The sequence below is a fragment of the Amycolatopsis sp. NPDC001319 genome, from assembly GCF_042896185.1.
Classification (GTDB): domain Bacteria; phylum Actinomycetota; class Actinomycetes; order Mycobacteriales; family Pseudonocardiaceae; genus Amycolatopsis.
In genome coordinates this window covers 906,603-932,715 of record NZ_JBIAWY010000003.1, presented here as the reverse complement: position 1 = coordinate 932,715, position 26,113 = coordinate 906,603, and the positions used below count along the sequence as shown (strand labels likewise).

Genomic DNA, 26,113 nt, shown 5'->3' with positions numbered 1-26,113 from the left:
GATTGGCCCACATTCACTCGGTCCGGAGCGCAGAGCCAGGTCAGAATGACCGCATGCCGCAACTGCGCATCGCCTTGGCCCAGGTCAACCCCACCGTCGGCGACATCGACGGCAACACCGCGCTGACGGTCGAGTGGACCCGCCGAGCCGCCGAGGCCGGCGCCCACGTGGTCGTGTTCCCGGAGATGTCCCAGACGGGTTATCCCGTGGAGGACCTGGCGTTCCGGGCCACTTTCGCGCAGGCGTCGCGCAAGTCCCTCGACGAGCTGGCCCGCCGGCTGGCCGAAGCGGGCTGCGGCGAGGTGCTCACCTACGTCGGCTACCTCGACCACGACGAGGCCGGCCCACGCGACGCGGCTGCCGCGCTGTTCAGCGGCGAAGTCGTGGCGAAGCAGTACAAGCACCATCTGCCCAACTACGGCGTGTTCGACGAGCACCGCTACTTCAAGCCGGGCACGGAGCTGCAGGTTTTGCGGCTGCACGGCATCGACATCGGCATGGTGATCTGCGAGGACATCTGGCAGGACGGCGGCCCGATCTCCGCGCTGGGCAAGGCCGGTGTCGACCTGGTCGTGGCGCCCAACGCGTCGCCCTACGAGCGGTCGAAGGACGAGCAGCGGCTGCCGCTGGTGGCCCGGCGCGCGGCCGAGGCGGGCGCGCCCCTGGTCTACACGAACCAGGTCGGCGGCCAGGACGACCTCGTGTTCGACGGCGACTCGCTCGTGGTGGGCGCCGACGGCAAGCTGCTCGCGCGGGCGCCGCAGTTCGTGGAGCACCTGCTGGTGGTGGACATGGACCTGACGTCGGGCGGCCACGCCGGCGACGGCGCGCTGGCGGGCCTGCACGTCCACCGGCGGGTGCTGAGCGCCGAGCCGCTGCCCGCGTACCCGCCGCTGACGGATCCGGTGCTCAGCGAGCCGCTTTCGGACGAGGCCGAGGTGTGGTCGGCGCTCGTGACCGGGCTGCGCGACTACGTGCACAAGAACGGCTTCTCGTCGGTCACCTTCGGCTTTTCCGGCGGCATCGACTCCGCCGTGTGCGCGGCGCTGGCGGCCGACGCGCTCGGCGGCGACAACGTGTACGGCGTCTCGATGCCGTCGAAGTACTCGTCCTCGCACTCCAAGGACGACGCCGCGGACCTGGCGCGCCGCATCGGCGCGCACTACCGCGTGGAACCGGTCGAGGACATGGTGAAGGTCTACGTCGACCAGCTGGCGCTGACGGGGCTCGCCGAGGAGAACATCCAGGCCCGCACGCGCGGCATGCTCCTCATGGCACTGTCCAACCTGGACGGACACCTCGTGCTCGCCACCGGCAACAAGACCGAGCTGGCCGTGGGCTACTCCACGATCTACGGCGACGCGGTGGGCGGGTTCGCACCGATCAAGGACGTGTTCAAAACGCACGTCTGGCAGCTCGCGCGCTGGCGCAACGACGAGGCGGCCAAGCGCGGCGAAACCCCGCCGATCCCGGAGAACTCGATCACCAAACCGCCCTCGGCCGAGCTCGCACCCGGTCAGGTGGACACCGACTCACTGCCGGACTACGCGCTGCTCGACGACATCCTCGACGACTACGTGGAGGGCGACCGCGGCTACGCCGACCTCGTCGCCGCCGGATTCGAACCGGAGACCATCGACCGGGTCGTGCGGATGGTCGACCGCGCGGAGTACAAGCGGCGGCAGTACCCGCCGGGCACGAAGATCACCTTCAAGGCGTTCGGGCGCGACCGGCGGCTGCCCATCACCAACGCGTGGCGGGAGCGCAAAGCCTAGAAAAGCGTCGGTTCGTCGGGCAGCGCACCCTCGATGACGAGCATCCGCCGCTTGGTCTCGACGCCACCCGGGGCCGAGAAGCCGCCGTGTTTGCCACCGGCCGCGAGCACGCGGTGACACGGCACGACGATCGGGAACGGGTTGTTGCCCATGGCCTGGCCGACGGCTTGCGCGGCACCGGGCAGGCCCAGCTCGTGGGCGATGTCGCCGTACGTCTTGGTCTTCCCCGGCGGGATGGCGCGGGCGATCTCGTAGGCGCGGCGGTTGAACTCCGGGACGGAGTCGAGGTCGAGCGGGATCTCGCGCAGGTCGTGGTGCGCGCCGGAGAGCAGCGCGGTGATCTTCTCGATCGCATCGGCCGGCTCGGGTGGTGGCACCGCTTCCACCGCGTCGGGGAACCGCCGGGCCAGGAACGCCCGGGTGCTCGCGGGCGAGCTGCCGGGCAGCGCGGTGCCGATGATGACCCCTTCGCGCCAGGCCAGCCCACACGCGCCCAGCGGCGTGTCGAAAACGGTGAATCCGGACCTCATCGGCCCAGGGTACGAGCGACCCCCGACAAAACTCAGCGAACGGGACGCGAGGCGAAGCGCGGCAGGGGCCGGATGACGATGTACGCGACGCCCGAAATCAGCAGCGCGGCCCGCACCCCGAGCTGCACGCGGCTGAACACGCCGGCCAGGTGTCCGGGCCCGAGCAGCGACGCGATGAGGACCAGCGCCCACGTGACGAGCACCAGCGCGAACCCCGCCATCGCCCACTCGCGCCACGGCGGCGGCCACCAGAACATGAGGCTGAACGAGCCCCCCACGAACGCGAGGTTCTCCAGCAGCTGCGCGGCGGTCGTGCCCGGCACCAGTGCGTCGGCGACCAGGACGAGCCCGAAGAACCCGAGCGTGATCGCGGCGACCCGGCCGGTCCAGTGCACCGGCACCAGGCGCAGCAGCGGTGGGCAGGCGAGCAGGAAGGCGAAGCCCGCGACCCCGGTGGTGATCCGGAACAGCGGATCTGCCCGCAGCAACGCTTCGACGGTCTGCTGGGCCGGCGAAACGCCGGTGGGCAGGAAGAATTCGAGCAGCCAGGCGGAATAGACCACCACCCCGAGCCCGACCAGGGCGACCACGGTGAGTCGCGCAGTACGCACGCCCACACATTAAGCGAAGCCGTGCGACGTTGCGCGCGGAGGTGTCACTTTTTCCCTGGTCGCAACGAACCTCAGGCGTGCGGGCGCACGAACGGGAACAGCACCGTCTGCCGGATCGACGCGCCGCTGAGCATCATCAGCAGGCGGTCGACGCCGAGACCCAGCCCGCCCGTGGGCGGCATGCCGTGTTCGAGCGCGAGCAGGAAGTCTTCGTCGAGCTCCATCGCCTCGACGTCGCCGCTCGCGGCGCGCAGCGACTGGGCTTCCAGGCGGCGGCGCTGTTCGATCGGGTCCGTGAGCTCGGTGTACGCGGTGCCGACCTCCGAGCCGAACGCGATGAGGTCCCAGCGTTCGGCCAGCAGCGGGTCGCGGCGGTGCTGGCGGGTCAGCGGCGAGACGTCCGTGGGGTAGTCCGTGTAGAAGGTGGGCAGCACCGTCGAGCCCTCGACGAGGTGCTCGTGGGCCTTGAGCACCAGGTCACCGTGGCCGGCGTCCTCCCCCACCGGCACGCCGGCCGCGCCGCAGAGGCGCCGGAGCGTGGCCACGGAGGTGCCGGAGTCGATCTCCTCGCCCAGTGCGGCCGACACGGCTTCGTGCACGGGGATCACCGGCCAGTCGCCGGAGATGTCGTACTCGGTCACCTGGCCGTCGGCGTCGTGGCGGCGCACGATCTGCGCGCCGAAGGCGGCTTCGGCCGCGTGCTGCACCAGTTCGCGGGTGAGGTCGCGCATCGAGTTGTAGTCGGCGTAGGCCTGGTACGCCTCGAGCATCGTGAACTCGGGGTTGTGCGTGGCGTCGACGCCTTCGTTGCGGAAGTTGCGGTTGAGTTCGAAGACGCGCTCGACGCCGGCGACGCAGAGGCGCTTGAGGTAGAGCTCCGGCGCGATGCGCAGGTACATGCGCATGTCGTAGGCGTTGATGTGCGTGACGAACGGCCGCGCGTTGGCTCCACCGTGGACGGTCTGCAGCATCGGCGTCTCGACCTCGAGGTAGTCGCCCTGGTGCAACCGCTCGCGCACGGCGCGGACCACCGTGGACCGCAGCCGCAGCATGTGCGCGGACTCCGGGTTCACGGCCAGGTCGAGGTAGCGCTGGCGCACGCGCGTCTCGGGGTCGGTGAGGCCCTTTCGCTTGTCCGGCAACGGGTGCAGGCACTTCGCGGTGACCGTCCACTCGTCCACGAGCACGGACAGCTCACCGCGGCGCGACGTGATCACTTCGCCGCTCACGCCCACGTGGTCACCGAGGTCCACGCCGGTGCGCCAGCCCACGAGGTCGAGCACTCCCGCGTCGAGCATCAGCTGCACTTCGCCCGAAAAGTCCTTGATGCGCGCGAAACACAGCCCGCCGAGCGTCCGCAGCGCGAGCACCCGGCCGGCCACGCGCACGCGGTGCCCGGTCCGCGAATCCGCCGGCAGATCGGCGAACTTGCTCACGACGTCGCCCAGCAGGTCTTCGCGGCTGAAGCCGACAGGATAGGGGTCCACGCCGAGATCACGTAGTTTGTCCAGCTTCGCCACGCGCACGCGCACCTGCTCCGGACGCCGCGCGGCCTTTGGGACGACACGAGCGGCGGCGTCCTCGATGCGCCGGACCTCGGCCACGAACTCGTCGCTCACCGTCTCGAGCCGCAGCACGCGCGAGCGGCCCGTGGGGACGAAGCCCTCCAGCGCGCCGGCGACGATGCCGACGCGCGGCAGGCGGCGGGCCGAGGAGTAGCAGAGGAAGCGCGGCTCCCAGTCCGGGCCGTACTTCGCGTTGGACCGGTACAGCGACTCCAGCTGGAAGAACCGCGACGCGAGGCCCAGCACCGACCGCCACAGGCGCAGCACGGGACCGGCGCCGATGCGCTCGCCCTCGGCGAAGACCGCGCGGAACATGGCGAAGTTGAGGGAGATCCGCTGCGCGCCGAGGTGCTGTGCGGCCGCGACGACCTCGGCGACCATGAACTCGTTCAGGCCGTTTTCCGCGGCGCGGTCGCGGCGCATCAGGTCGAGCGAGAGGCCCCGCCGGCCCCACGGCACGAAGGACAGCAGGCCGCGCAGCTCGCCTTCGCCGTCGTAGGCCTCCACCATCACGCTGCGGGCGTCGCTGGCGTCGCCGAGGCGGCCCAGCGCCATCGAGAAACCGCGCTCGGACTCGGCGCCGCGCCACTGCTGCGCCCGCGCGAGCAGGCCCTGCATCTCGTCGTCGGGGATCTCGCCGTGCCGGCGGACGCGCGCGGTGTACCCCGCGCGTTCGATCCGCTTCACGGCCTGGCGCACGGACTTGCGCTCGGGCCCGGTCAGGGAGAACTCGCGGACGTCGAGCACGGCTTCGTCGCCGATCTCCAACGCCCGAAGGCCCGCGGCGGCGTAGGTCTTCGCGCCGCGCTCACTCGCGCCGAGGACGCCGGGAATCCAGCCGTACGAACGGGTTTCGTCGAGCCACGCCCGCACCGCGTCGGGCCACGCGTCGGGGTCGCCGATCGGGTCGGCGCTGGCGACGCTGGTGCCGCCGAGCACCCGGTAGGTGACGGCCGCGCGGCCGTTGGGCGAGAAGACCACACTCTTGTCGCGGCGCGTGGCGAAGTAGCCGAGGGAGTCGTCGTCGCCGAACTCGGCGAGCAGGCGCCGCAGCTCCAGCTCCTCGTCGTCGGTGCGCCGGCGGCGGTGCCGGACGCCGCGGAAGAGCGTGTACAGCGCGCCGGTGGCCACGAAGGTCGCGCCGAGGTCGAGCACGACGTCGATCCACGCCGGGCCCTCGCCGACGCCGATCCTGCGCAGCTGCAGGTTCTCGCCGGTGGCGTGGTTGAGCACCCAGACCAGGCGTTCCCACGAGTCGCCGAGCGTGCCGGGGAACGCCTCGGTGAGCGCCCAGCCGAGCGCGACCACCACGAGCAGGCCGCCGAAGAGCACCGCCAGCCCGTCGCGCCAGGCGCCCGGCGCGAGCCGCGCGGGGAACGCCGGGCGCAGGGCCAGCAGCAGCCAGATCAGCAGCACCGACAGGACGTCGGCGATCGTCAGCACGCCGACCTGCATCGGGATGTGCCGGATCTGGCGCGGGCCGAGGGTGAGCAGGTCGGGTGCCCACAGCAGGACCGCCTGCAGCGCCAGCGTGATGGCCAGGCCGGCGAGCTGGAAGAGCAGCAACGTGTAGAGCGCGGCTTTCTTCCGCCGGCGCAGGGCGGCGCCGAGGACGACGAGCAGCAGCACGATCACGAGGCTCGCGCTCGTCGGCACGCTGAGGGCCGAGAAGGCCATGTCGATGCCGTTGAGCAGGCGCCCGCGGGTGCCGCCGGCGATCAGCAGGACCACCGAGAAGACGGCGGCGAGCTGCACGACGGTCGCCACGATGCCGCCCGCCCTGGCCTTCCAGGCCGGGATACGGGTGCGCGTGCTCGCTGGGGTTCCCATCGGTGCCCTTCTCACGTGATCCTCACGACTGGTGCAGAGACGTCAGTGAACAGCGAATGGTTGTCTGAGGACAAACACCAGTCATCACCCGGCAGGCTGAGCCGGGATCGTCCTGACGGAGCACACCACGCGCGTGTGAAGCTCATCGCACGACCTTGGGGCGGCCCGACGGACATGTCAGGCTTTGACGTGTTCTGACTCCACGACCCGGGGACCTCACCGAGGCCTCGAGGGAAGGACGGTCGACGACGATGTCTGCCAACCCGAACGGATCCGACGAGGTGGCCGCCCCGTACGGAACAGGCGCCGCGCCCGCGCAACCCGCGACGACCGGGCGCAAGGTCCGCGTGCACCACCTGCGTGAGCTGAAGGAACGCGGCGAGCCGTGGCCCATGCTCACCGCCTACGACATGTACACCGCGCAGATCTTCGACGAGGCCGGCATCCCGGTGCTGCTCGTCGGCGACTCCGCGGCCAACAACGTGTTCGGCTACGACACCTCGCTGCCGGTGACGGTCGACGAGCTGCTGCCCCTGGTCCGCGCCGTGACGCGGTCGGTGAAGCGGGCGCTCGTGGTGGCCGACCTGCCGTTCGGCTCCTACCAGCTCTCGCCCGAGCAGGCGCTGGCCACGTCCGTGCGGTTCATGAAGGAAGGTCGCGCCCACGCCGTGAAGCTGGAAGGCGGGCGCCGGTTCGCCGCGCACGTCGAGGCGCTGACGTCGGCCGGCATCCCCGTGATGGGACACATCGGATTCACCCCGCAGAGTGAACACAACCTCGGCGGCTACCGGGTGCAGGGGCGCGGTGAAGCGGCAGACGTGCTGCTCGCCGACGCGCTGGCGCTGCAGGAGGCCGGCGCGTTCGCCGTGGTGATGGAGATGGTGCCCGCCGAAGCCGCGAAGCGCGTGACGCACGAGCTGAAGATCCCGACGGTCGGCATCGGCGCCGGGCCCGACTGCGACGCGCAGGTGCTGGTGTGGCAGGACATGGCCGGGCTGCGCCGGGGCAAGGCGCCGCGGTTCGTGAAGCGCTACGCCGAGCTCGCCGACGTGCTGCAGGGCGCGGCCTCGGCCTTCGCCGAGGACGTCCGCCGCGGCGAGTTCCCTGCTCCGGAGCACGCGTTCCACTGAGATTTCCCAGGCCCGGGGCTCACCGGCGGCGAAACCGCTCGGCGAGCTCCGGGTCGTTCTGCCACCAGAGGCCACCCGTCGGGGCCTCACCGGATTCGGCTTCCTCGTCGAGGCGCTCGTCGATCTGCTTGGCGCGCTTCTGGTCGTCGCGGACCCAGCGCACGAACAGCGCGCCGACGAACGGCAGGCCCGCCACGTCGCCGCCGATCCACAGCACGCCGGCGCCGATGATCTGGTCGGTGCGCGGGTCCGGGCCCCAGCCGGGGTGCGCCGTGGCGTAGTGCGCGGGCGCCAGCAGCGGGCCGAGCCAGAGCACGAGGCCGAGCGCGCCGTCGAAGACGACTTCCGTGAACGAGATCCACACGGACACGAGGTGTGAGCCGCCGCGCGGGGTCGGGTCGAGCGCCACGCGGCTGTAGAAGTAGAGGAACCCGGCGGCGATGAGGAACACCCGCACCAGGCCGCCGACCACGGGGTAGTCGAGCGCCAGGCCGTAGAGCGGCGTCAGGTAGATGATCACGAAGGGCGCGATCAGCACGACCGTGACGGTGAGCGGGAACGTCAGGAACTTCGCGAACGCGCTGCGGCCGTGGTGGCGCAACCACGCCGCCAGCCCGGGCGGCGCGGCGCTCATGAGCAGCGTGATCGGCGCGCCGAGGGCCAGCAGCAGCGGCGTGACCATCAGCAGCACAGTGTTCTGCGTGGCACGGATCCAGAACAGCGTGGTGTCGTAGACGCCGAGGAACGAGCACGTGACGAGGACGATCGTGGCGAGGCCGGCGAGGAACGCCGTGGTCCGGCCGGGTGCCCAGGTCTCCTGCTTCCGCGCGGCGACGACGTAGGCCGCGCCGAGGGCGAGCACGACGACCACGGCCGGGACGTCGAGTGTCCAGGCCGTGAAGAGCGTGGTGCCGGTCAGCGGGGTTTCGATAGCGCCAGTGTCCCCTTCCGGAAATCGGGCCGGGACACCGCCCTCAGAAACTGAAGACGAGCAGGCTGGCGATTCCGGCGAGGACGCAGTAGATGGCGAACGGCGTCAAGGTGCGCGTTTCGAAGTATTTCGTGAGAAAACGGACAGAAATGTAGGACGCGATACCGGCCACCAGACTTCCGGCGAGCGCCGGGCCGAGCGACGGGCTGTTCTCCGGCGTGAACAACGACGGGAGTTTCAGCACGCCCGCGGCGAGGATCACCGGGGTGGCCAGCAGCCACGCGAAGCGGGCCGAATCCTGGTGGCCGAGGCCGCGGCGCAGGCCCGCGACCATCGTGATGCCGGAGCGGCTGATGCCCGGCAGGAGCGCGAGAACCTGAGCCGAGCCGATGAGCACGGCCTCCTTCACGCTGAGCTTGGAGAGGCGGGCGTCGGTGGCTTCCTCGACCGTGATCGCGCGCATGACGAGGGTGTCTTCGGCGCTGAAGTCGACGGTGTCTTCCGTTGTCCTGCCGGAGATCCCGGTCTTCGGCGCGGCGCGGGAGAAGCGTTCGGCCGCGTAGAGCACGCCGCCGTTGAGGATGAGGAAGATGGCCGACGGCACGGGCTTGCCGAGGAAGTCGCGCAGCAGGCTTTCCAGCAGCAGACCGGCGATGCCGACGGGGATCGTCGCGAGGATCAGCAGCCACGCCAGGCGCTGGTCGGCCGTGCGGACCTCGCGGTGGCGGATCGAGGAGATCAGGCCGCCGATGATGCGCACCCAGTCGCGCCAGAAGAACAGCACGAGGGCGAGCGCCGTGGCCACGTGCATCGCCACGAGCACCGCGAGATAAGGCGAATCCTCACCGATGCTCAGATCACGCTGCCAAGATCCGCCGATCACCGCGGGCAACAGGATGCTGTGCCCGAGGCTGGACACGGGAAACAATTCCGACACGCCTTGCAGCGCGCCGACGACGATCGACTCGACATACGTGACCGCGGACATTCTCGAGCCTTTCTCGCGTCGGTTCGGCCTTTCCTCGCGCAAGCTACCCACTACCGGGTAAACGCGGGGCAAGGGGGCGAAAGAACCTCCTCAGCCGGCCTGTGCTTGTTCACATCCATGAACACGAATCATGTCCTTGACTGGTGTTCGGGCCGTGGCTTAGCGTGGTCCCCACCACGAAGGTGTGAACCTCAGCCGAGCGAGGAGGACGGGATGCCGGAAGCAGCCGGAGCTTCACGCGCTTCCCGTGCGACCCGCCGCCCGAGGTCCGCACCCCGGTGAAGGAAATCGCGACGCGGCCACGTCTCCCGTGAGCCACCGACGCGACACGGACGGGGGCCCGCTCAGCCCGGCGGCGGGGGCGGGCCTCCACCTTCTCTCTCGATGCAGGTGCCGCTGAGCTCAGCGAGACGCCGGCGGTACGCGCGACAGTGCAAGCGGCCTCGCTGCGAACCCGGACCGCGACCGTTTCGCCCGACGTCGGAGGAAAGCGGTCCCGACTCCCGCGTGACGCACTACACAGCCGCATTTTCGGCGGCGGCCGCGCACGGAGGCGAAACCGGCGTCCGCGCGCACCAGGCCGGCCGACACCCGGACGGCTCGCGGCCTTTCGGCTGAACGGCGCGGCGACTCCCGCGCGACGGTCGCCGGTCCGGCAGAGTGATCGGTATGGACGACCTCTACCCGCCGCTGCAGCCGTTGGCCGATGGGATGCTCGACGTGGGCGACGGGCACTGGATCTACTGCCAGGAGGCGGGGAACCCGCAGGGCAAGCCGGTGGTGGTGCTGCACGGGGGGCCCGGGAGCGGGATCGCGCCGATGGCGCGCCGGCATTTCGACCCCGCCGCGTACCGGATCATCCTGTTCGACCAGCGTGGGGCGGGGCGGAGCACGCCGAGCGTCGCGGATCCGGACGTGGACCTCAGCACGAACACGTTGTGGCACCTCGTCGCAGACATGGAGCTGCTGCGGGAGCGGCTGAACATCCGGCGCTGGCAGGTGTTCGGCGGGTCGTGGGGGTCGACGCTCGCGCTGGCGTACGCGCAGACCTACCCCGATCAGGTGACGGAGCTGGTGCTGCGCGGGATCTTCACGGCACGGCAGCGCGAGCTCGACTGGATCTACCGCGGCGGCGCGGCGAACCTCTTCCCGGCCGAATGGGAGGACTTCCTGGCGCCGCTGCCCGAAGAGCACCACAAGGATCCGCTCGCCGGGTACGCCGAGCTGCTCGACGACCCCGACCGCGGCGTGCGGGAGCGGGCTGCGATCGCGTGGAGCGTCTGGGAAGGCGCGACGGTGGCGCTCATGCCGCAGCAGGCGTTCCTGAACCGGTACGCCGACCCGTCGTTCGCGCTGACGTTCGCGCGGCTGGCGGTGCACTACTTCAGCCACGACGCCTGGCTCGAGGACGGGCAGCTGATCCGCGACGCCGGCAAGCTCGCCGGCGTGCCGGGCGTGCTCGTTCAGGGCCGCTACGACGCCGTCTGCCCGCCGATCACCGCGTACGAGCTCCACCACGCGTGGCCCGGCTCGATCCTGCGCATCACCGAAGGCGCGGGGCACGCCGTGAACGACCCGGGCACCCTGGCCGCACTGCGGCAGGCGACCGACGACTTCCGCTAGACGGCCAGCAGAAGCCGGAAGAGCCCTTCCAACGTCGAGGCCAACGCAGCCTCGTCAGTCGCGTTCAGAGCGGTGCTGCCGATCACCTTGCGCATCAACCAGAAGCCCGAGATCAGCGACAGCGCCACGGCCGCGCGATCAGTCCCGCGCGCGCCGGGGACGACGTCGAGGATGTGTGCCTCGACGTGCTTCTCGATGCCCGCGCGCAGGATCTCGGCGGCGCGCGGGTTGGGCGCCGAGCGCAGCATGAGCAGGAACGGGTCGAGGTTGTCGGCGTCCGGTGACGTCCGGGACACCAGCGAAGCCGCGACGTCGCGCGCGAGCGTGGCCGGGTCGCCGGTCAGCACGGTCCGCTCGGTCATCGACACCTCCACCACCTCGGCGAAGAGCCCTTCCTTCGAGCCGAAGTAGCGGTTCACGAGCATCGCCGTGACGCCGGCGGTCTGCGCGATCTCCCGCACGCCGACGCCGTCGTAGCCGAAGCGCGTGAACGCCTCGACGCCCGCGCGCAGGATCGCTTCCCGGGTCGCGGCGGCGTCGCGACGACGTGGTGCAGTCATGTATACGAGTGTAGACTAAAACTAAATCTACACCCGTAGACCTGAACGGAGAACCATGGAACTCAACCTGACCGGCCGCCGCGCACTCGTCACGGGCTCGAGCTCCGGCCTCGGCGAAGCGATCGCGCGGCTGCTCGCGGAAGAGGGCGCCGACGTCGTGGTGCACGGCCGCGACGAAGCCCGGACCCGTGCGGTGGCGGACGAAATCGGCGCGAAAGCCGTGGCGATCGGCGACCTCGCGACCGACGAAGGCGCGGCGAAAGTGGCCGAAGAAGCCGGCGAAGTCGACATCCTCGTGAACAACGCCGGCGCCTACCAGCACTTGAGCTGGGCCGAGGCCGAGCCCGAGGAGTGGGCGCGGACGTACGAGGTCAACGTGGTCTCGTCGGTTCGCATGATCCGGCACCTCGTGCCCGGCATGCGCGAACGCGGCTGGGGCCGCGTGATCCAGATCGGTGGCGGTCTGTCCGGCCAGCCGATGGCGTCGCTCCCCCACTACAACGCGACGCTCGCCGCCCGCCACAACCTCGCGGTTTCCCTTGCGCGGGAGCTGAAAGACACCGGCGTGACGTCCAATGTGGTCGCACCCGGCGCGATCCTCGTGGACTCCGTGCAGAAGCTGCTCACGGACCTCGCGCCGGAGCACGGCTGGGGCGAGACCTGGGACACGATCGAAAACAACGCCGCGCAGGACTTCGTGCCCAACGACATCGGCCGCTTCGGCCGGCCCGAGGAGATCGCGGGCGCCGTGGCGTACCTGGCGAGCCCGTACGGCGACTACGTCAGCGGGGCCACCCTCCGCGTGGACGGTGGCACCATCCGCTCCGTGATCTAGGAACCCCTAGATCCGGCCACCCGAAGAACTGTCGCCGCCGGAGAGCTTCTGCGCGAAGTACACCGGCACCGTCGAGACGATGATCAGCACCGCCGCCACCACGTTGACCACCGGGGCCTGGTTGGGGCGGAACAGGTTGTCGTAGATCCAGATCGGCAAGGTCTCCATGCCGGTGCCGAGCGTGAACGTCGTCACGATGATCTCGTCGAACGACAGCGCGAACGCCAGCAGACCACCCGCCAGCAGTGCCGAGCGCAGCATCGGGAACGTCACCAACCGGAACGTGGTGATGCCGTCGGCGCCGAGGTCCATCGACGCTTCCTCGAGGTTGCCGCCCATGCGCCGCAGGCGGGCGACGACGTTGTTGAACACCACGACGATGCAGAAGGTCGCGTGGGCGATGATCGCCGTGAGCAGGCCGAGGTCGATGCCGAGGATCGTGCGGAACGCGTTGTTCAGCGCGATGCCGGTGACGATGCCGGGCAGCGCGATCGGCAGGATGATCAGCAGCGAGATCGAGTCCCGGCCGAAGAACCGGTAGCGCTGCAGGGCGAACGCGGCCATCGTGCCGAGCACGAGCGCGATCGCCGTGGCCGCCACCCCGGCCTCGATGCTGGTCCACAAGGCGTGCAGCGCGCCGGCGTTGGTGACCGCGCGGCCCCACCACTCGAGGGTGAAGCTCTTCGGCGGCCAGCCGAACGTGGTGTCCGAGTTCACGGAGTTGAGCAGCACCACCAGAAGCGGGAAGTAGATCACCGCGAACCCGACCCCGAGTGCCGTCCACAGCACCACCCGGCCGGTCTTCGACATGCGCACGGCGGTCTCCTAGAGGTTGTTCAGCGCGCCGGTGCGACGCACGACGGCCAAGTACACGAGCATGATCACGACCGGCACGATGGCCACGGTCGCCGCGAACGGCAGGTTGTTGGCCGCGCCGATGTTGTCGTAGACGACGTTGCCGAGCATCTGCGACGTGCCGCCCACGATCTTCACGGCGATGTAGTCGCCCAGTGACAACGAGAACGTGAAGATCGAGCCGGCCACGATCGCCGGGAAGGCGAGCGGCAGGATCACCGAGCGGAACGTGCGGAACGACTTCGCGCCGAGGTCGCCCGAAGCGTCCACAAGGGAGTCCGGCAGCCGCTCGAGACCCGCGTAGATCGGCAGGATCATGTACGGCAGCCACAGGTAGGACAGCGTGATCACGGTGGCCGCGACGCCGTAGCCGGGGCCGGAGAGGCCGAACGGGCTCAGCAGCCAGCTGATCGCACCGTTGCCGGAAAGCAGGGTGCGCCACGCGTAGGCCTTCACCAGGTAGCTCGCCCACAGCGGCGTCATCACGGCGATCACGAGGATCCGTTGCGCCTTAGGGGAAGCGAGCTTGGCCATCGCGAAGGCCATCGGGAACGCGATGACCGCGTCGATCACCGTGACCAGCAGTGCGATTCCGACGGTCCGCAGCGTGATCGTGCGGTAGACCGAGTCGGTGAAGAGGGTGACGAAGTTGTCGAACGACCAGTCCGTGACCACCTGGCCGGTGAACACGTCGGTGGTCCAGAAGGCCGTGATGAACAGGGCGGCGAGCGCACCGAGGTAGGCCAGGCCGAGCCACAGCAGCGGGGCCGTGAGCAGGATGCCCAGGCGCAGCTTGGGTTTGCGGAAGAAGAAAGCCGAAGCGCGGCGGCTCGGCGGGCTCACGGCGGTCATGAGGAAGACACCTTCGGGAAAGGGGGTCCGGGGGCGGCGGACGAGGGGGGAGGGTGCCCGCCGCCCCCGGAGCTACCGGGGAGATCTCACGGGTGCGGTGAAGGCACCCGTGAACACGTCAACCCTTGATCTCGGTCCAGGCACGGGTCCAGTCGCCGTAGTCCTTGCACTTGACGTCCGTGCGGCCGTCGAGGCACTGCGGAATCGGCGTGGTCCAGTACTGGATCTTGGCGGCGTAGGCCGCGTCGTTGGCGTGGTAGGTGTCGCACAGCGACTTGTCGGTGAACTCGGCGCAGGCCTTGGAGTTGGCCGGTGCCTCACCGAAGTACTCGGCGACCTGGGCGTTCACCTTCGGGCTGATGATGTAGTCCATCCACTTGTACGCGCACGTCTTGTGCTGCGACTTCGTGGCCACCATCCAGGTGTCCGACCAGCCGGTGGCACCTTCGCTCGGCACGGTCGCGCCCAGCGGAGCACCCTCGCTCTTGGCCAGGTTCACCGTGACCTGCCACGCGGTGCCGATCACGGCGTCCGCGTTCTTGAGCGACTGCGTTTCCTTGAGGTAGTCCGCCCAGTACTCGCTGACGTTCGGCCGCTGCTTCTTCAGCAGGTCCACCGCCGCGTTGAACTGCTTGTCGTCCAGGGCGTACGGGTTCTTGATGCCGAGGTCGGGCTGGTGCGCCATGAGGTACAGCGCGGCGTCGGCGATGTAGATCGGCGAGTCGTAGGCGATGATCTTGCCCTTGTAGGGCGAGTTCACGTCGAACATCGGCGACCACGACGTCGGCTCCGGGCTCACCTTGTCGGTGCGCCAGGTGAGCACGTTCGCGCCCCAGCCGTGCGGGATGCCGTAGGCGACGTTGTTGACGCTGTTCCACGGCTTGTTCTTCAGGAACGGGTAGACGTCGTTGTAGTTCGGCACGAGCGCGGTGTTGACCGGCTCGACGTCACCCGAGGCGACCAGGCGCAGCGAGGCGTCGCCCGAGGCGGACACCACGTCGTACTGGCCCGTCTTCATCAGCGTCACGGCCTCGTCGGACGTGCCGAACGCCTTGACGTTGACCTTGCAGCCGGTCTGGTCCTCGAACGGCTTGACCCAGTTGACGTTCGGGTCGGTGGCGCCGTTTTCGGCGTAACCGGGCCACGCGAGCACGTTCAGCTGGCCTTCCGGCTGGCCCAGCTGGGTGAGTGCGGCCAGCTTGGGCGGGGTGAACCCCTGGGCGCCCGGCGCGGACCCCGCGCTCGAGTCGGAGCCCGACGTCCCGCAGGCCGCGAGCAGCAGGCTCACGCCGCACAGACCCGCGAGCAGCGTCTTCCTGTTCTTCATGTCGAGAGAAACCTTCCCGTGAGAACTAGCCGGCTTCGGGGACCCGGAAACTGTGTTCGTGGCGCCACCGCAGGCGGACCCGGCCGTCGGCGAACTCGGTCGGTTCACTGGTGTTCTGGCGGACCACGGACAACTGACCCCCCGCATCGAGCGCGACAGCGTAGCGCACTGTGGATCCGGCGTATACGACATCCGTGACGATTCCGGTCGCCGAAGTCTCGCCCGGACCGGCCGGTGACGCAAGATCAGCATCGATGCGGATTTTCTCCGGCCGGATGCTGTACACGCCGGGCTTGCCGATCACCGCTTCGGCCCCACGCCCGCTGAGCAGGTTGGACGTGCCGACGAAGCCGGCGACGAACGCGCTCGCCGGTCTCTCGTACACCTCCACCGGGGTGCCGACCTGTTCGATCCGCCCGGCGTTGAACACCGCGATGCGGTCGCTCATGGTCAGCGCCTCGTCCTGGTCGTGCGTCACGAACACGAAGGTGATCCCGACCTCGCGCTGGATCTGCTTGAGCTCGATCTGCATCGCCTGCCGCAGCTTGAGGTCGAGCGCTCCCAGCGGTTCGTCGAGCAGCAGCACCTTCGGGCGGTTCACCAGCGCCCGCGCGAGAGCGACGCGCTGGCGCTGACCACCCGAGAGCTGCGAAGGCTTGCGGTCGCCGTACTCCCCGAGGCGCACGGTCTCGAGGGCTTCCGCGGCGCGTTGCCGGCGCTCGGCCTTGCCGACCCGCTTGACCTTGAGGCCGTACTCCACGTTCTGCCGCACGGACATGTGCGGGAAGAGCGCGTAGTCCTGGAACACGGTGTTCACGTCGCGCTCGAACGGCGCGAGCTGGCTGACCTCCCGGCCGGCCAGCTCGATGGTGCCCGCGGTGGGCAGCTCGAAACCGGCGATCATGCGCAGCACCGTGGTCTTCCCCGAGCCCGACGGGCCGAGCATGGAGAAGAACTCACCGGGCGGGATGTCGAGGTCGACGCCGTCGACGGCGCGGACCTTGTCGAAGTGCTTCTGCAGCCCGGTGAGCCGGATCGCCGGCTCACCGCCGGCCCGCGGCCGTTCGGGCCGGCGGGCGGTCGTCGGGGCTTGGTGGGGCATGGCGGGCCTTCCCGTGGATCTCGTCACCTGGTACCTACAGCGCGCTCATCACGTGCTTGACGCGGGTGTAGTCCTCGAGGCCGTACAGCGAGAGATCCTTGCCGTAACCCGACTTCTTGAACCCGCCGTGGGGCATCTCGGCGACGAGCGGGATGTGGGTGTTGATCCACACGCAGCCGAAGTCGAGCTTGGCGGACACGCGCATGGCGCGCTGGTGGTCCTTGGTCCAGATCGAGGACGCGAGGCCGTAGGGCACGCCGTTGGCCGCCTTCACCGCGTCGGCTTCGTCAGAGAAGCGCTGCACGGTGATGACCGGGCCGAAGACCTCGTTCTGGGTGATCTCGTCGTCCTGCGTGACGCCGGAGACCACGGTGGCCTCGTAGAAGAACCCCTCGTCGCCGGCGCGCCGCCCTCCACAGTGGACGGTGGCGTGGCCGGGCAGGCGGTCGATGAAACCCGACACCTTCTCCAGCTGCGCGGCGTTGTTGAGCGGGCCGAAGGCGACGGTGTCGTCGTCGGGCTTGCCGGTCTTGTTGGCCTCGGCCTGGCGCGAGAGGGCGGCGACGAAGGTGTCGTGCACGTCGTCGGACACCAGCACGCGGGTGGCGGCGGTGCAGTCCTGGCCGGCGTTGAAGTAACCCGCCATCGCGATGGTCTCGGCGGCGGCCTCGAGGTCGGCGTCCTCGAAGACGATCACGGGCGCCTTGCCGCCCAGCTCGAGGTGCACGCGCTTGACGTCGCGGGCCGCGGCGCCCGCGACCTCGATGCCGGCGCGCACGGAGCCGGTGATCGACACCATCGCGGGGATCGGGTGCTCCACCAGCGCACGGCCGGAGTCGCGATCGCCGGTCACGACGTTGAACACGCCCGGCGGCAGGAACTCGCCGCAGATCTCGGCCAGCAGCAGCGTGGACGCCGGCGTGGTGTCCGACGGCTTGAGCACCACGGTGTTGCCCGCGGCGAGCGCCGGCGCGATCTTCCAGATCGCCATGAGCAGCGGGTAGTTCCACGGCGTCACCTGCGCGCAGACACCCACGGGCTCACGGCGGATGAAGGACGTGTGGCCTTCCATGTACTCGCCGGCCGCACGGCCTTCGAGCACGCGCGCGGCGCCGGCGAAGAAGCGCAGCTGGTCGACGATCATCGGCAGCTCTTCGGACATCGTGAGCGCCACCGGCTTGCCGGTGTTGCGCGACTCCACGGCGATGAGCTCCTCGCCGCGGGCCTCCACGGCGTCGGCGATCTTCAGCAGTGCGAGCTGGCGCTGGGCCGGCGTGGTCTCTTTCCAGCTCTCGAACGCTTCGGCCGCGGTCTTGAGGGCGCGGTCGACGTCCTCGGCGCCCGCCACCGGCGCGGTGCAGTACGCGCGCCCCGTGACCGGGTCGACGATCTCGAGAACCTTCCCTGACAGCGAGTCGACGAATTTCCCGCCGACGTAGTGCTTCAGTTCCTGCACGCGTGCGCCTCCTGACTCTCCGTGGCAGGGTGAAACATATAACTCCATATTTCACATGACAAGGTCCTGGGGCACTATTGGCCCCAATCGCACGCCGAGACGGGTGGACCCACGATGCGCAAGGAGATGTCGAACAGCGCACGACTGGCGATGTTCGCTCCGCTGGACCAGCTCGGCCGCGCCGAGGCGGTCGCGGCCCGGCTGCTCGACGCCATCACCCTGGGTCTGCTCGACGACGCCGAGCAGCTGCCGAGCGAGGTCGAGCTCGCCGCTCAGTTCCGCGTGTCCACCGTGACGGTCCGGGAAGCGCTCGCCGTGCTGCGGCAGCAGGGGCTGGTCGAGACCAGGCGCGGCCGCGGCGGCGGCAGTTTCGTGCGCACGCCCGCGTGGCCGGCACCGAGCTCGTGGGCCCAGCGCCTGCGGCTCGTCTCGCTCGCGGATCTGCGCGACTTCGGCGACCACTACCTCGCCGTGGCCGGGTCGGCGGCCAAGCTCGCGTCGGAGCGCAGCTCGCCCGAAGACCTGGAAAGACTGCGTCTGACCAGCGAAGACCTCCTCGGCACGACCGGTCCCGAAGCGACCCGCGCCGAGCGGCACTTCCACCTCGAGATCGCGGCCGCCGCGCAGTCGCCGCGGCTCACCAACCAGGAGGTCCAACTGCAGGGCGAACACGGCGGGTTGCTCTGGGTGCCCCTCGACGGCGAGGACACCTGCCGCCAGTCCTACGCTGAGCACCACGCGATCGTGACCGCGATCGCGGCGGCCGACGGCGACCTGGCCCGCAAGCTGACCGAGGAGCACATCCTGAGCGCGCTCGACCGGCTCGTGGATCTGCACTTAAGCCTCGAAACGCCGTAAGCTTCGATGACCCCGCGATCGAGGTGAGCATCGTGACCGACACCCGCACGTTGACCGGCGACGAGGTCGTCGCGCAGGTATCCGCGCTGGTCGAGGAGATCTTCGAGCGGCTCAAGCCCGTGCTGGCCGCGGCCGAGACGCTGCTGGCCGAGCCCGGCGGCGCCGGCTCCGGCACGCTCCACGGCATCCGGCCGCAGGTGCTGGAGGCCCTCGGCGGCCTCGTGATCGGCGCCGGGTTCGTGAGCGCGCCCCACGTGTTGTCGGACCAGGAGTTCGGTTTCGAGTGGTGGACCACCACCGGTTCGGACCAGACGCCCGAGCAGCTGTTCATCAGCCTCGACCCGGAGAGCCCCAACTTCCTCGACTACACGCGCCAGTCGTGGTTCACCGTGCCGCGCGACAGCGGGCGGCGCCACATCAACGGGCCGTACGTCGACTACCTCTGCACCGACGAGTACACGCTCACGTTCACGCTGCCCGTGTACCGCGACGGCGCGTTTGCCGGCGTGGTGGGCGCGGACGTCTACGTGCGCGAGTTCGAGCGCACCGTCAGCCGGCGGCTGCGGTCGCTGGGCCGGCGCGCGGCGCTGCTCAACGCGCAGGGGCGCGTGATCGTGTCGAACAGCGTCCGGCAGGCGACGGGTTCGCTGGTGCGCGACGTCGACGTGCCGGCGTGGTGGACCTCGGGCGCGGAACCGCAGACGATGTCGGGCGGCGCGACGTTGCGGCGGTGCGGGGATTCGCCGATCGCGTTGCTCGTCAGCGTGTGACGTTCAGGGCCAGCCAGAGTTCGGCCCTGGTGCCGGGTGAGTCGAGGTCCTGACCGAGGAGCTCGGCGGTCTTGGTGATGCGGTTGCGCAGGGTGTGGCGGTGGATGTGCAGCTGCGAGGCGGCGCGGTCCCAGTGGCCGTGGTTTTCCAGCCAGCAGCGCAGGGACTCCTCCAGCTCGCCGCGGCCGGACTCGTCGTGGGTGCGCAGCGGGTTCAGCAGCTCGTGGGCGAAGGCTTGGGCGGCAAGGGGATCCAGGAGGTTGAGCAGTCCGCGGCCGGCGTGGTCGGCGTAGCGCAGGAGCGGGATGCCCTGGCTGCGTGCGGTTTCGGCCGCCTGCTTGGCTTGGCGCAGGGCGGCCGGGAACTCAGTGGCGTCGCCGACGCCGACGTGGCAACCGCCGACTTCGGCGGCCACGGTGAGCACGCGGTCGGCGTCGTCGGTCGCGGCGACGAGGAGCGCCTCGGAGTGGGCGTAGAACACCTGTGCCGCAATGGGTTCCAGGCGGTCGGACACGGCGGTCCGCACGGCGGGCGGGCCCGCGACGGCGAGCACGGTCCACGGTTGCGGCGGCGCGCCCTGCACGGTGCGCAACACGTCGAGCGCGAGGGTTTCCTGGCCGTCGGTGAACAGGTCGAGCAAGCCGGTGCGCAGCCGGGACAGCGCGCCGCGTTGAGCACGATCCTGTTCCAGGGCAAGGGAAAGCAGCGAGACAGCGGTGTTCACGATGTGGCGACCGGTCGAGTCGAGTGGCTCGGCGGTACCGACCGCGAGGGTGCCGCGCGTGTGCAAGGTCTGGAGCACGACCTCCTGCTCCCCCAGCGTGACGACCCGCGTGCCGGCGCGCAGGTCCTTCACGTCGAGCTGTTCCCCGTGTGCGCGAGCGGCCGTGGAGGAGACTTCTCGGACGCGGCCGGCGGCGTCGAAGAGCACGACCCAGCCGTCGACGAGCCGGGCGAGACGGCGCACGACGCCGGCCGCACCCGTCTTCCCGACGGCGGTGCGGGTGAGCTCCTGGTGGGCGCGGCCGATGCGGACGGTCGCGGCGTACTCGTCGGCGGCGACCGCGCGGGAGACGGCGCGGGTGATCGCGATGAAGGGCGTCTTGCGGGGCACTTCGAGCACCGGAAGGCCGACCTCGTCGGCGGTCGCCTTCAACGTGGCCGGCACGTGCTCATGGCTCAGACCGACGCCGAAGCCGAGCCCGGCGGTGCCCGCTTCGACGAGGCGGCGGACGTAGGCCTCGGACGTCGTGTCGTCCAGCGCCAGGCCGGTGGTGAGCAGGAGCTCGCCGCCTTCGAGGAAGGCGTGCGGGTCGGTGAGCTCGGTCGGGTGCACCCAGCCGATCGGGCGGTCGAGCCCGGCCTCCCCCGCGACCACGCGAAGGGCGAGCGGCCGCTGTTCGGCGAGCGCGCGCAGGGTGAGTGCCATAGTGGCCAAGTTTACGCGCGTTTCTGGACAACTTGGCCAGCAGACGCCGCGGCCTTACCACCTCATCCTGGGAGGTGACCGAGCCCGTTTCCCAGGAGTTGAGCCCATGACCACGACCACCGAGACCCTGGTGGCCCCGGCGCCGCGTCAGCGCCAGTTGCGCACCGAGATCCCCGGCCCGGCGTCGCGCGCGCTGCAGGAGCGGCGGACGGCCGCGGTCGCGGCGGGGGTGAGCTCGACGCTGCCCGCCTACATCACGTCGGCCGGCGGCGGCCTGCTCACCGACGCCGACGGCAACGTGCTCATCGACTTCGGCTCCGGCATCGCCGTGACGAACGTCGGCCACTCCGCGCCCGAGGTCGTCGACCGCGTGCGCAAGCAGGCGTGCTGGTTCACGCACACGTGTTTCATGGTGACGCCGTACGAGGGTTACGTGGAGGTGTGCGAGGCGCTGGCGGAGCTGACGCCGGGTGACCACGCGAAGAAGTCGGTGCTGTTCAACTCCGGCGCGGAGGCCGTGGAGAACGCGGTGAAGATCGCGCGCGCCGCGACCGGGCGGCAGGCCGTGGTGGTGTTCGACCACGCGTACCACGGGCGCACGAACCTGACGATGGCGTTGACCGCGAAGTCGGTGCCCTACAAGCACGGCTTCGGGCCGTTCGCGCCCGAGGTGTACCGCGTGCCGGGGTCGTACCCGTACCGCGACGGGCTTTCGGGCCCGGAGGCCGCGCGGATCGCGATCGACCGGATCGAGAAGCAGATCGGCGGCGACCAGGTGGCGGCCGTCGTGATCGAGCCGATCCAGGGCGAGGGCGGGTTCATCGAGCCGGCGCCCGGGTTCCTGCCCGCGCTTTCCGAGTGGTGCACCGCGAACGGCGTGGTGCTCGTGGCCGACGAGGTGCAGACCGGCTTCTGCCGCACGGGCGACTGGTTCGCGTCGTCGCGCGAGGGCGTGGTGCCGGACCTGATCGCGACGGCCAAGGGCATCGCGGCCGGGCTGCCGCTCTCGGCCGTGACCGGGCGTGCGGAGCTGCTCGACGCGGTCGGGCCCGGTGGGCTCGGTGGGACCTACGGCGGCAACCCGATCGCGTGTGCCGCGGCGCTGGGTTCGATCGAGACGATGCGGTCCGCGGATCTGGCGTCGTCCGCGCAGCGGGTGGAATCCGTGGTGCTGCCGCGGCTGCGCGCGCTGGCGGCCGAGACGGGCGTGATCGGCGACGTGCGCGGGCGGGGCGCGATGCTGGCTGCGGAGTTCGTTCGCGCCGGTACTTCCGAGCCGGACGCCGACCTGACGAAGCGCGTCGCGGCGGTGTGCCACGCGCTCGGTGTGGTGGTGCTGACCTGCGGTACCTACGGCAACGTCATCCGGCTGCTGCCGCCGCTTTCCCTGTCCAACGAGCTGCTCGACGAGGGCCTGTCCGTGTTCGAGCACGCGGTCCGCACGGAGGTGCGCAAGTGACTGTTCCGTTCTGGGTCGCCGGCAAGCCGGTGACGAGTTCTTCGACCGCGGTCGTCCGCCATTCCTACGACGGGAGCGAGGCCGGTTCGCACTACCTGCCGTCCGCGTCGGACGTCGAGGAAGCGGTGGCCGCGGCGGCTTCGGTGGCCGATGAGTTCGCCACTACGCCCGCGCACGTGCGCGCGGGCGCGTTGGACCACGTGTCCCGTTCGTTGAGTCAGCGGGCCGACGAGATCGCGCGCCTCATCACGGCCGAGTCGGGCAAGCCGTTGAAGTGGTCGCGCGGCGAGGTGGGGCGCGCGGTGTCGACGTTCCGCTGGGCCGCCGAGGAGGCTCGCCGGTTCTCGGGCGAGCTGCAGCGCCTCGACACCGACCCGGGCGGCACCGGCCGGCTGGCCTTGGTGCGGCGCGTGCCGCACGGGCCGGTACTCGGCATCACGCCGTTCAACTTCCCGCTGAACCTGGTGGCGCACAAGGTCGCGCCGGCCATCGCGGTCGGCGCGCCGATCGTGCTGAAGCCGGCGCCGGCGACGCCGCTGACGTCGTTGCTGCTGGGCGAGATCCTGGCGGAGACCGCGTTGCCGGCGGGGAGCTGGTCGATCCTGCCGCTGGGTAACGAGGAAACGGCTTCGCTGGTGCAGGATCCGCGGCTGCCGGTGGTTTCGTTCACGGGTTCGGTTCCCGTTGGTTGGTCCATTCGGGACAGTGTGCCGCGAAAGCACGTTTCTCTGGAGCTCGGCGGCAATGGCGCCGTGCTGGTCTGTCCGGACTGGACCGACCTGGACTTCGCGGCGCAGCGGATCGCAACGTTCTCGATGTACCAGGCGGGCCAGTCGTGCATCTCGGTGCAGCGGGTCTACGTGCACACCGATGTTTACGACGAGCTGGAGTCGCGGGTTCTGGCGCAGGTCGCGGCTTTGCGCACCGGCGACCCCGCGTCGGACGGGGTGGATGTCGGCCCGCTGATCAACGAGGCCGCGGCTTCGCGCGTTGCTTCGTGGGTTTCGGACGCCGTCTCCGCCGGCGCTTCCCTGCTGGCCGGCGGCGGCCGTTCCGGCGCGACGGTGGAGCCGACGGTCCTCGCCGACGTCCCGGAATCCGCTTCGGTCATGGCCGAGGAGGTGTTCGGGCCGGTGGTTTCGCTGATCCGGGTGTCCTCTGTGGACGAGGGCATCTCGCGCATCAACGCCTCGCGCTTCGGCCTCCAGGCCGGCGTCTTCACGCGCGACCTGCCCACCGCGTTCGACGTCTCCGCGCGCCTCAAGGTCGGCGGCGTCCTCGTCGGCGACGTCCCCAGCTTCCGCGCCGACCAGATGCCCTACGGCGGCGTCAAAGACTCGGGCGTCGGCCGCGAAGGCCCGGCCGCCGCGATGGCGGACTTCACGGAGGAAAGGGTGACCGTGTTGACGGGACTAACGCTCTGACCGAGTCGCGATCGCCTCGGTCAAGGCGGCGTGGGCTTCGACGAGGGACGGGCCGTACCAGGTCAGTTGGCGGCCCGAGACCAGCAGCGGACGGAAGCCGGGGAAGAAGCCCGGGCCGTCGTCGGTGGTGAATTCGTACGGTTCGTCCGGCAGCACCACGACGTCGGCTCGGGCTGCTCGCAGCTCTTCCAGCGGCGGGCGCGGGTAGCGGTCGTCGGCGTCGGCGTACGCGTTCGCCACGCCGACGCGGCGGAGGACGTCGCCGGCGAAGGTGTCGCGGCCCAGGACGATCCACGGCTTGCGCCAGACCGGGATGACGGCGCGGAAGCGGATCGGGGCCGTCGTGCGCCAGAGTTCCTCGGCGGTGACCAGCCACGCGGGCTCGTCGAGGGCGTAGACCTGCGTCAAGAGCCGCCGCAAAGAGCCCAGCGCGGCCGGCACCGAAGCGGCCGCCTCCATGACGAATACCGGGATCCCGTTGGCCCGCAACCGTTGCACGTCCTCGGGGCGGTTCTCCTCCGAGTTCGCCAGCACCAGGTCGGGTTCGAGCGCGAGGACGTCGTCGATCTTCGGGTACTTCGACCCACCGACGCGTGGAACGTCCAAATCGGACGGATGCGTGCAGTAATCCGTCGCACCCACCAGACGACCGGGGGCGCTCACCTCGACCGCCTCCGTCAAGGAGGGGACCAGGGACACCACGCGCTCGGGCGGCCCGGCGAGGGGCACCGGCTCGCCGAGGTCGTCGACCAGGTTGCTCATACGCGTTCGAACGACACCTTCCGCTTGTCGACGTCCACCGCGGTCAGGCGGACGCCGATGCGTTCACCTTCGGGGAACTTCTCGCCCGTGCACTTGGCCATCACCGGCGGGTCCTCCACGAGGATCTCCGCGCGCGTCTCCTCCGCGCGCAGCACCACGGCGGTGAACTCGCGCCCGACGCGTTCCGCCAGGACCCACGCCTCCACCTGGTCGATGCAGGCGCGTTCGACGCGGGCGGCGAGGCCGTCCGAAGCGGACATCTGCAGTGGCACCTCCGCGAGCGCGTCGCGAACCCACGACGGCACCTCACGCCCGGCGGTGACGGCGAGGCAGACCTCCGTGCCGAAGCGGTCGACCAGGCGACGGATGGGCGCCGTGACGTGGGCGTACGCGCCGCCGATGCCCGCGTGGGTCGTCAGCGCGGGCAGGGATCCGTCGAAGGACGTGTAGCCCGCGCCGCGCAGAAGCCTGGTGGTGTCGGCGAAGATGGCCATCGACGAGGGCCGTCCGGGGTCCAAAGAGGACAGGAACTCCGACACCCCGAGCCCCGCCGGCCACGCGACGCCCACGACCGAGGCCGAGCGGCGCAGCCACTCCACGGCGTCCGGCTCGGGCGGCGGGAGCGTCCGCAGCACACCGACCCGGGCTTCGATCATGATCTGCGCCGCGGCCATACCGGTGAGCAGCGAGATCTCGGCGTTCCACGCGTCGACGGCGGTGCGCGGGCGGCGGGCCAGCGCCCAGCCACCGTCGGGGTCGCCGCTGATCTCCTGCTCCGGCAGCTGCAGCTCCACGGCCCCGCGTTGCACCGCCAGCTCGCGCCGCAGCCGGCCGAGCTCCGGCAGCGCGGCGACGGACGGGTGCGGGGTGCCGGCGTCGAGCGAGGCCTGCACGCTCTCGTAGTCGAGCTGCTCGGTCGAACGCACCAGCGCGCGGCGCACGCGGGTGGCGACGGGCTCGCCGGCGGCGTCGACGTCGATGGTCCAGAGCACGGCCGCCCGGATCTCGCCGGGCAGCAGGCTCGCGGCGCCTTCGGACAGGACGGTGGGGTGGAGCGGGACGTTGCCGTCGGGCAGGTAGAGCGTCTGGCCGCGGCGGCGGGCCTCGTGGTCGAGCGCGCCGCCGGGCGGGACGAACGCGGCAAGGTCGGCGATGGCGTAGTGCACGCGGAAGCCGCCCGCGGTGCGTTCGACGACCATCGCCTGGTCGAGGTCCTTGGCTCCGGGCGGGTCGATCGTCACGAACGGCAGGTCCGTGGCGTCCTCGCGGCCCTCGGCGCGCGCGGAGAGCACGGCGGCCTCCGCCTCGGCCAGCACCTCGGGGCCGAAGGACTCCGGCAACGCGAACTCCGTCCGGAGCCGACCGAAGTCCCCTCCCGACGCGGGTGTCCTGATCACGAGTGGCACCACACAACAGTATCCCGCGCGACGGCCGCCGATCG

22 protein-coding genes are annotated in these 26,113 nt (G+C 70.4%); 8 read left to right on the top strand and 14 right to left on the bottom strand.

The annotated features are described in order from the left end of the window. The first annotated feature begins 53 nt into the window (after window positions 1-53). Window positions 54-1,775, top strand: a complete 1,722-nt coding sequence (locus tag ACFY1H_RS15030; RefSeq protein WP_386946850.1) for an NAD+ synthase — start codon at window positions 54-56, stop codon at window positions 1,773-1,775. Here the strand turns inward: ACFY1H_RS15030 and ACFY1H_RS15025 are convergent. The 3 genes from ACFY1H_RS15025 to lysX form a co-directional block, all read right to left on the bottom strand. Continuing rightward, entirely contained in the window at window positions 1,772-2,305 is a 534-nt protein-coding gene (locus ACFY1H_RS15025; RefSeq protein WP_366575009.1) for a methylated-DNA--[protein]-cysteine S-methyltransferase, read from the bottom strand. The two genes, ACFY1H_RS15030 and ACFY1H_RS15025, sit on opposite strands and share 4 nt — an antisense overlap. 32 nt (window positions 2,306-2,337) lie before the next feature. Beyond that, window positions 2,338-2,916 (bottom strand): hypothetical protein, encoded by a 579-nt coding sequence (locus ACFY1H_RS15020; protein ID WP_366575010.1) that lies wholly within the window; start codon window positions 2,914-2,916, stop codon window positions 2,338-2,340. 71 nt (window positions 2,917-2,987) lie between these two features. After that, on the bottom strand, window positions 2,988-6,311 hold the full coding sequence (gene lysX / locus ACFY1H_RS15015; RefSeq protein WP_386946848.1) for a bifunctional lysylphosphatidylglycerol synthetase/lysine--tRNA ligase LysX: 3,324 nt from the start codon (window positions 6,309-6,311) through the stop codon (window positions 2,988-2,990). Window positions 6,312-6,562: 251 nt separating this feature from the next. On the opposite strand from lysX, the gene panB reads away from it, so the two are divergent. Further along, window positions 6,563-7,441 carry a 3-methyl-2-oxobutanoate hydroxymethyltransferase gene (panB, locus tag ACFY1H_RS15010; protein WP_366575014.1) on the top strand — a complete coding sequence of 293 codons (879 nt, stop codon included), beginning with the start codon at window positions 6,563-6,565 and terminating at the stop codon, window positions 7,439-7,441. Between the two features lie 19 nt (window positions 7,442-7,460). Here panB and ACFY1H_RS15005 read toward each other — a convergent pair whose 3' ends face one another. Together ACFY1H_RS15005 and ACFY1H_RS15000 are read right to left on the bottom strand one after the other, a co-directional pair. Continuing rightward, window positions 7,461-8,303, bottom strand: coding sequence for a cytochrome c oxidase assembly protein (locus tag ACFY1H_RS15005; RefSeq protein WP_366575914.1), 843 nt, complete (start codon window positions 8,301-8,303; stop codon window positions 7,461-7,463). A 112-nt stretch (window positions 8,304-8,415) separates the two neighbouring features. Beyond that, window positions 8,416-9,360, bottom strand: a complete 945-nt coding sequence (locus ACFY1H_RS15000; protein ID WP_366575016.1) for an undecaprenyl-diphosphate phosphatase — start codon at window positions 9,358-9,360, stop codon at window positions 8,416-8,418. Window positions 9,361-10,029: 669 nt separating this feature from the next. On the opposite strand from ACFY1H_RS15000, the gene pip reads away from it, so the two are divergent. After that, complete coding sequence (gene pip, locus ACFY1H_RS14995) at window positions 10,030-10,983, top strand: prolyl aminopeptidase (RefSeq protein ID WP_366575017.1); 954 nt, start codon at window positions 10,030-10,032, stop codon at window positions 10,981-10,983. Here pip and ACFY1H_RS14990 read toward each other — a convergent pair. Beyond that, window positions 10,980-11,543: a TetR/AcrR family transcriptional regulator gene (locus tag ACFY1H_RS14990; protein WP_366575018.1), complete on the bottom strand. Its 564-nt coding sequence runs from the start codon at window positions 11,541-11,543 to the stop codon at window positions 10,980-10,982. The genes pip and ACFY1H_RS14990 overlap by 4 nt on opposite strands. A gap of 55 nt (window positions 11,544-11,598) precedes the next feature. Here ACFY1H_RS14990 and ACFY1H_RS14985 point away from each other — a divergent pair, with 55 nt between their 5' ends. Next, window positions 11,599-12,378 carry an SDR family NAD(P)-dependent oxidoreductase gene (locus tag ACFY1H_RS14985; RefSeq protein ID WP_366575020.1) on the top strand — a complete coding sequence of 260 codons (780 nt, stop codon included), beginning with the start codon at window positions 11,599-11,601 and terminating at the stop codon, window positions 12,376-12,378. Between the two features lie 6 nt (window positions 12,379-12,384). Here the strand turns inward: ACFY1H_RS14985 and ACFY1H_RS14980 are convergent, their stop codons facing one another. The 5 genes from ACFY1H_RS14980 to ACFY1H_RS14960 form a co-directional block, all read right to left on the bottom strand. Next, a complete protein-coding gene (locus ACFY1H_RS14980; protein ID WP_370643837.1) occupies window positions 12,385-13,188 on the bottom strand; it encodes an ABC transporter permease in 804 nt (267 codons plus the stop codon). A 15-nt stretch (window positions 13,189-13,203) separates the two neighbouring features. Beyond that, entirely contained in the window at window positions 13,204-14,085 is an 882-nt protein-coding gene (locus ACFY1H_RS14975; RefSeq protein WP_386946845.1) for an ABC transporter permease, read from the bottom strand. A gap of 118 nt (window positions 14,086-14,203) precedes the next feature. Continuing rightward, window positions 14,204-15,412, bottom strand: coding sequence for an ABC transporter substrate-binding protein (locus tag ACFY1H_RS14970; RefSeq protein ID WP_366575024.1), 1,209 nt, complete (start codon window positions 15,410-15,412; stop codon window positions 14,204-14,206). 25 nt (window positions 15,413-15,437) lie between these two features. Next, on the bottom strand, window positions 15,438-16,514 hold the full coding sequence (locus ACFY1H_RS14965) for an ABC transporter ATP-binding protein (protein ID WP_386946844.1): 1,077 nt from the start codon (window positions 16,512-16,514) through the stop codon (window positions 15,438-15,440). 34 nt (window positions 16,515-16,548) lie between these two features. Further along, on the bottom strand, window positions 16,549-17,970 hold the full coding sequence (locus ACFY1H_RS14960; RefSeq protein ID WP_366575028.1) for a gamma-aminobutyraldehyde dehydrogenase: 1,422 nt from the start codon (window positions 17,968-17,970) through the stop codon (window positions 16,549-16,551). Window positions 17,971-18,084: 114 nt separating this feature from the next. On the opposite strand from ACFY1H_RS14960, the gene ACFY1H_RS14955 reads away from it, so the two are divergent. Further along, a complete protein-coding gene (locus ACFY1H_RS14955; RefSeq protein ID WP_366575030.1) occupies window positions 18,085-18,828 on the top strand; it encodes an FCD domain-containing protein in 744 nt (247 codons plus the stop codon). Between the two features lie 32 nt (window positions 18,829-18,860). Continuing rightward, window positions 18,861-19,598, top strand: a complete 738-nt coding sequence (locus tag ACFY1H_RS14950; RefSeq protein ID WP_366575032.1) for a cache domain-containing protein — start codon at window positions 18,861-18,863, stop codon at window positions 19,596-19,598. On the opposite strand, the gene ACFY1H_RS14945 is transcribed toward ACFY1H_RS14950, so the two are convergent. After that, window positions 19,588-21,027, bottom strand: a complete 1,440-nt coding sequence (locus ACFY1H_RS14945) for a PucR family transcriptional regulator (protein ID WP_386946842.1) — start codon at window positions 21,025-21,027, stop codon at window positions 19,588-19,590. The two genes, ACFY1H_RS14950 and ACFY1H_RS14945, sit on opposite strands and share 11 nt — an antisense overlap. A gap of 106 nt (window positions 21,028-21,133) precedes the next feature. Between ACFY1H_RS14945 and gabT the strand changes: the two genes are divergently transcribed. Both gabT and ACFY1H_RS14935 read left to right on the top strand, forming a co-directional pair. Beyond that, a complete protein-coding gene (gabT, locus tag ACFY1H_RS14940) occupies window positions 21,134-22,486 on the top strand; it encodes a 4-aminobutyrate--2-oxoglutarate transaminase (RefSeq protein ID WP_386946840.1) in 1,353 nt (450 codons plus the stop codon). After that, window positions 22,483-23,910: an aldehyde dehydrogenase family protein gene (locus ACFY1H_RS14935; protein WP_386946838.1), complete on the top strand. Its 1,428-nt coding sequence runs from the start codon at window positions 22,483-22,485 to the stop codon at window positions 23,908-23,910. The genes gabT and ACFY1H_RS14935 overlap by 4 nt, the downstream gene beginning before the upstream one ends. Here ACFY1H_RS14935 and ACFY1H_RS14930 read toward each other — a convergent pair. Both ACFY1H_RS14930 and ACFY1H_RS14925 read right to left on the bottom strand, forming a co-directional pair. Beyond that, a complete protein-coding gene (locus tag ACFY1H_RS14930; RefSeq protein WP_386946836.1) occupies window positions 23,899-24,672 on the bottom strand; it encodes a helical backbone metal receptor in 774 nt (257 codons plus the stop codon). The genes ACFY1H_RS14935 and ACFY1H_RS14930 overlap by 12 nt on opposite strands. Beyond that, window positions 24,669-26,069, bottom strand: coding sequence for an RNB domain-containing ribonuclease (locus ACFY1H_RS14925; protein WP_366575916.1), 1,401 nt, complete (start codon window positions 26,067-26,069; stop codon window positions 24,669-24,671). The genes ACFY1H_RS14930 and ACFY1H_RS14925 overlap by 4 nt, the downstream gene beginning before the upstream one ends. Window positions 26,070-26,113: the final 44 nt, after the last annotated feature.

Bases quoted from the DNA above. Each gene is read 5' to 3' on its own strand.
- ACFY1H_RS15030 (WP_386946850.1), top strand. From the start codon at position 54: ATGCCGCAACTGCGCATCGCCTTGGCCCAGGTCAACCCCACCGTCGGC.
- ACFY1H_RS15025 (WP_366575009.1), bottom strand. From the start codon at position 2,305: ATGAGGTCCGGATTCACCGTTTTCGACACGCCGCTGGGCGCGTGTGGG.
- lysX (WP_386946848.1), bottom strand. From the start codon at position 6,311: ATGGGAACCCCAGCGAGCACGCGCACCCGTATCCCGGCCTGGAAGGCC.
- panB (WP_366575014.1), top strand. From the start codon at position 6,563: ATGTCTGCCAACCCGAACGGATCCGACGAGGTGGCCGCCCCGTACGGA.
- ACFY1H_RS15000 (WP_366575016.1), bottom strand. From the start codon at position 9,360: ATGTCCGCGGTCACGTATGTCGAGTCGATCGTCGTCGGCGCGCTGCAA.
- pip (WP_366575017.1), top strand. From the start codon at position 10,030: ATGGACGACCTCTACCCGCCGCTGCAGCCGTTGGCCGATGGGATGCTC.
- ACFY1H_RS14990 (WP_366575018.1), bottom strand. From the start codon at position 11,543: ATGACTGCACCACGTCGTCGCGACGCCGCCGCGACCCGGGAAGCGATC.
- ACFY1H_RS14985 (WP_366575020.1), top strand. From the start codon at position 11,599: ATGGAACTCAACCTGACCGGCCGCCGCGCACTCGTCACGGGCTCGAGC.
- ACFY1H_RS14980 (WP_370643837.1), bottom strand. From the start codon at position 13,188: ATGTCGAAGACCGGCCGGGTGGTGCTGTGGACGGCACTCGGGGTCGGG.
- ACFY1H_RS14975 (WP_386946845.1), bottom strand. From the start codon at position 14,085: ATGACCGCCGTGAGCCCGCCGAGCCGCCGCGCTTCGGCTTTCTTCTTC.
- ACFY1H_RS14970 (WP_366575024.1), bottom strand. From the start codon at position 15,412: ATGAAGAACAGGAAGACGCTGCTCGCGGGTCTGTGCGGCGTGAGCCTG.
- ACFY1H_RS14965 (WP_386946844.1), bottom strand. From the start codon at position 16,514: ATGCCCCACCAAGCCCCGACGACCGCCCGCCGGCCCGAACGGCCGCGG.
- ACFY1H_RS14955 (WP_366575030.1), top strand. From the start codon at position 18,085: ATGCGCAAGGAGATGTCGAACAGCGCACGACTGGCGATGTTCGCTCCG.
- ACFY1H_RS14945 (WP_386946842.1), bottom strand. From the start codon at position 21,027: ATGGCACTCACCCTGCGCGCGCTCGCCGAACAGCGGCCGCTCGCCCTT.
- gabT (WP_386946840.1), top strand. From the start codon at position 21,134: ATGACCACGACCACCGAGACCCTGGTGGCCCCGGCGCCGCGTCAGCGC.
- ACFY1H_RS14930 (WP_386946836.1), bottom strand. From the start codon at position 24,672: ATGAGCAACCTGGTCGACGACCTCGGCGAGCCGGTGCCCCTCGCCGGG.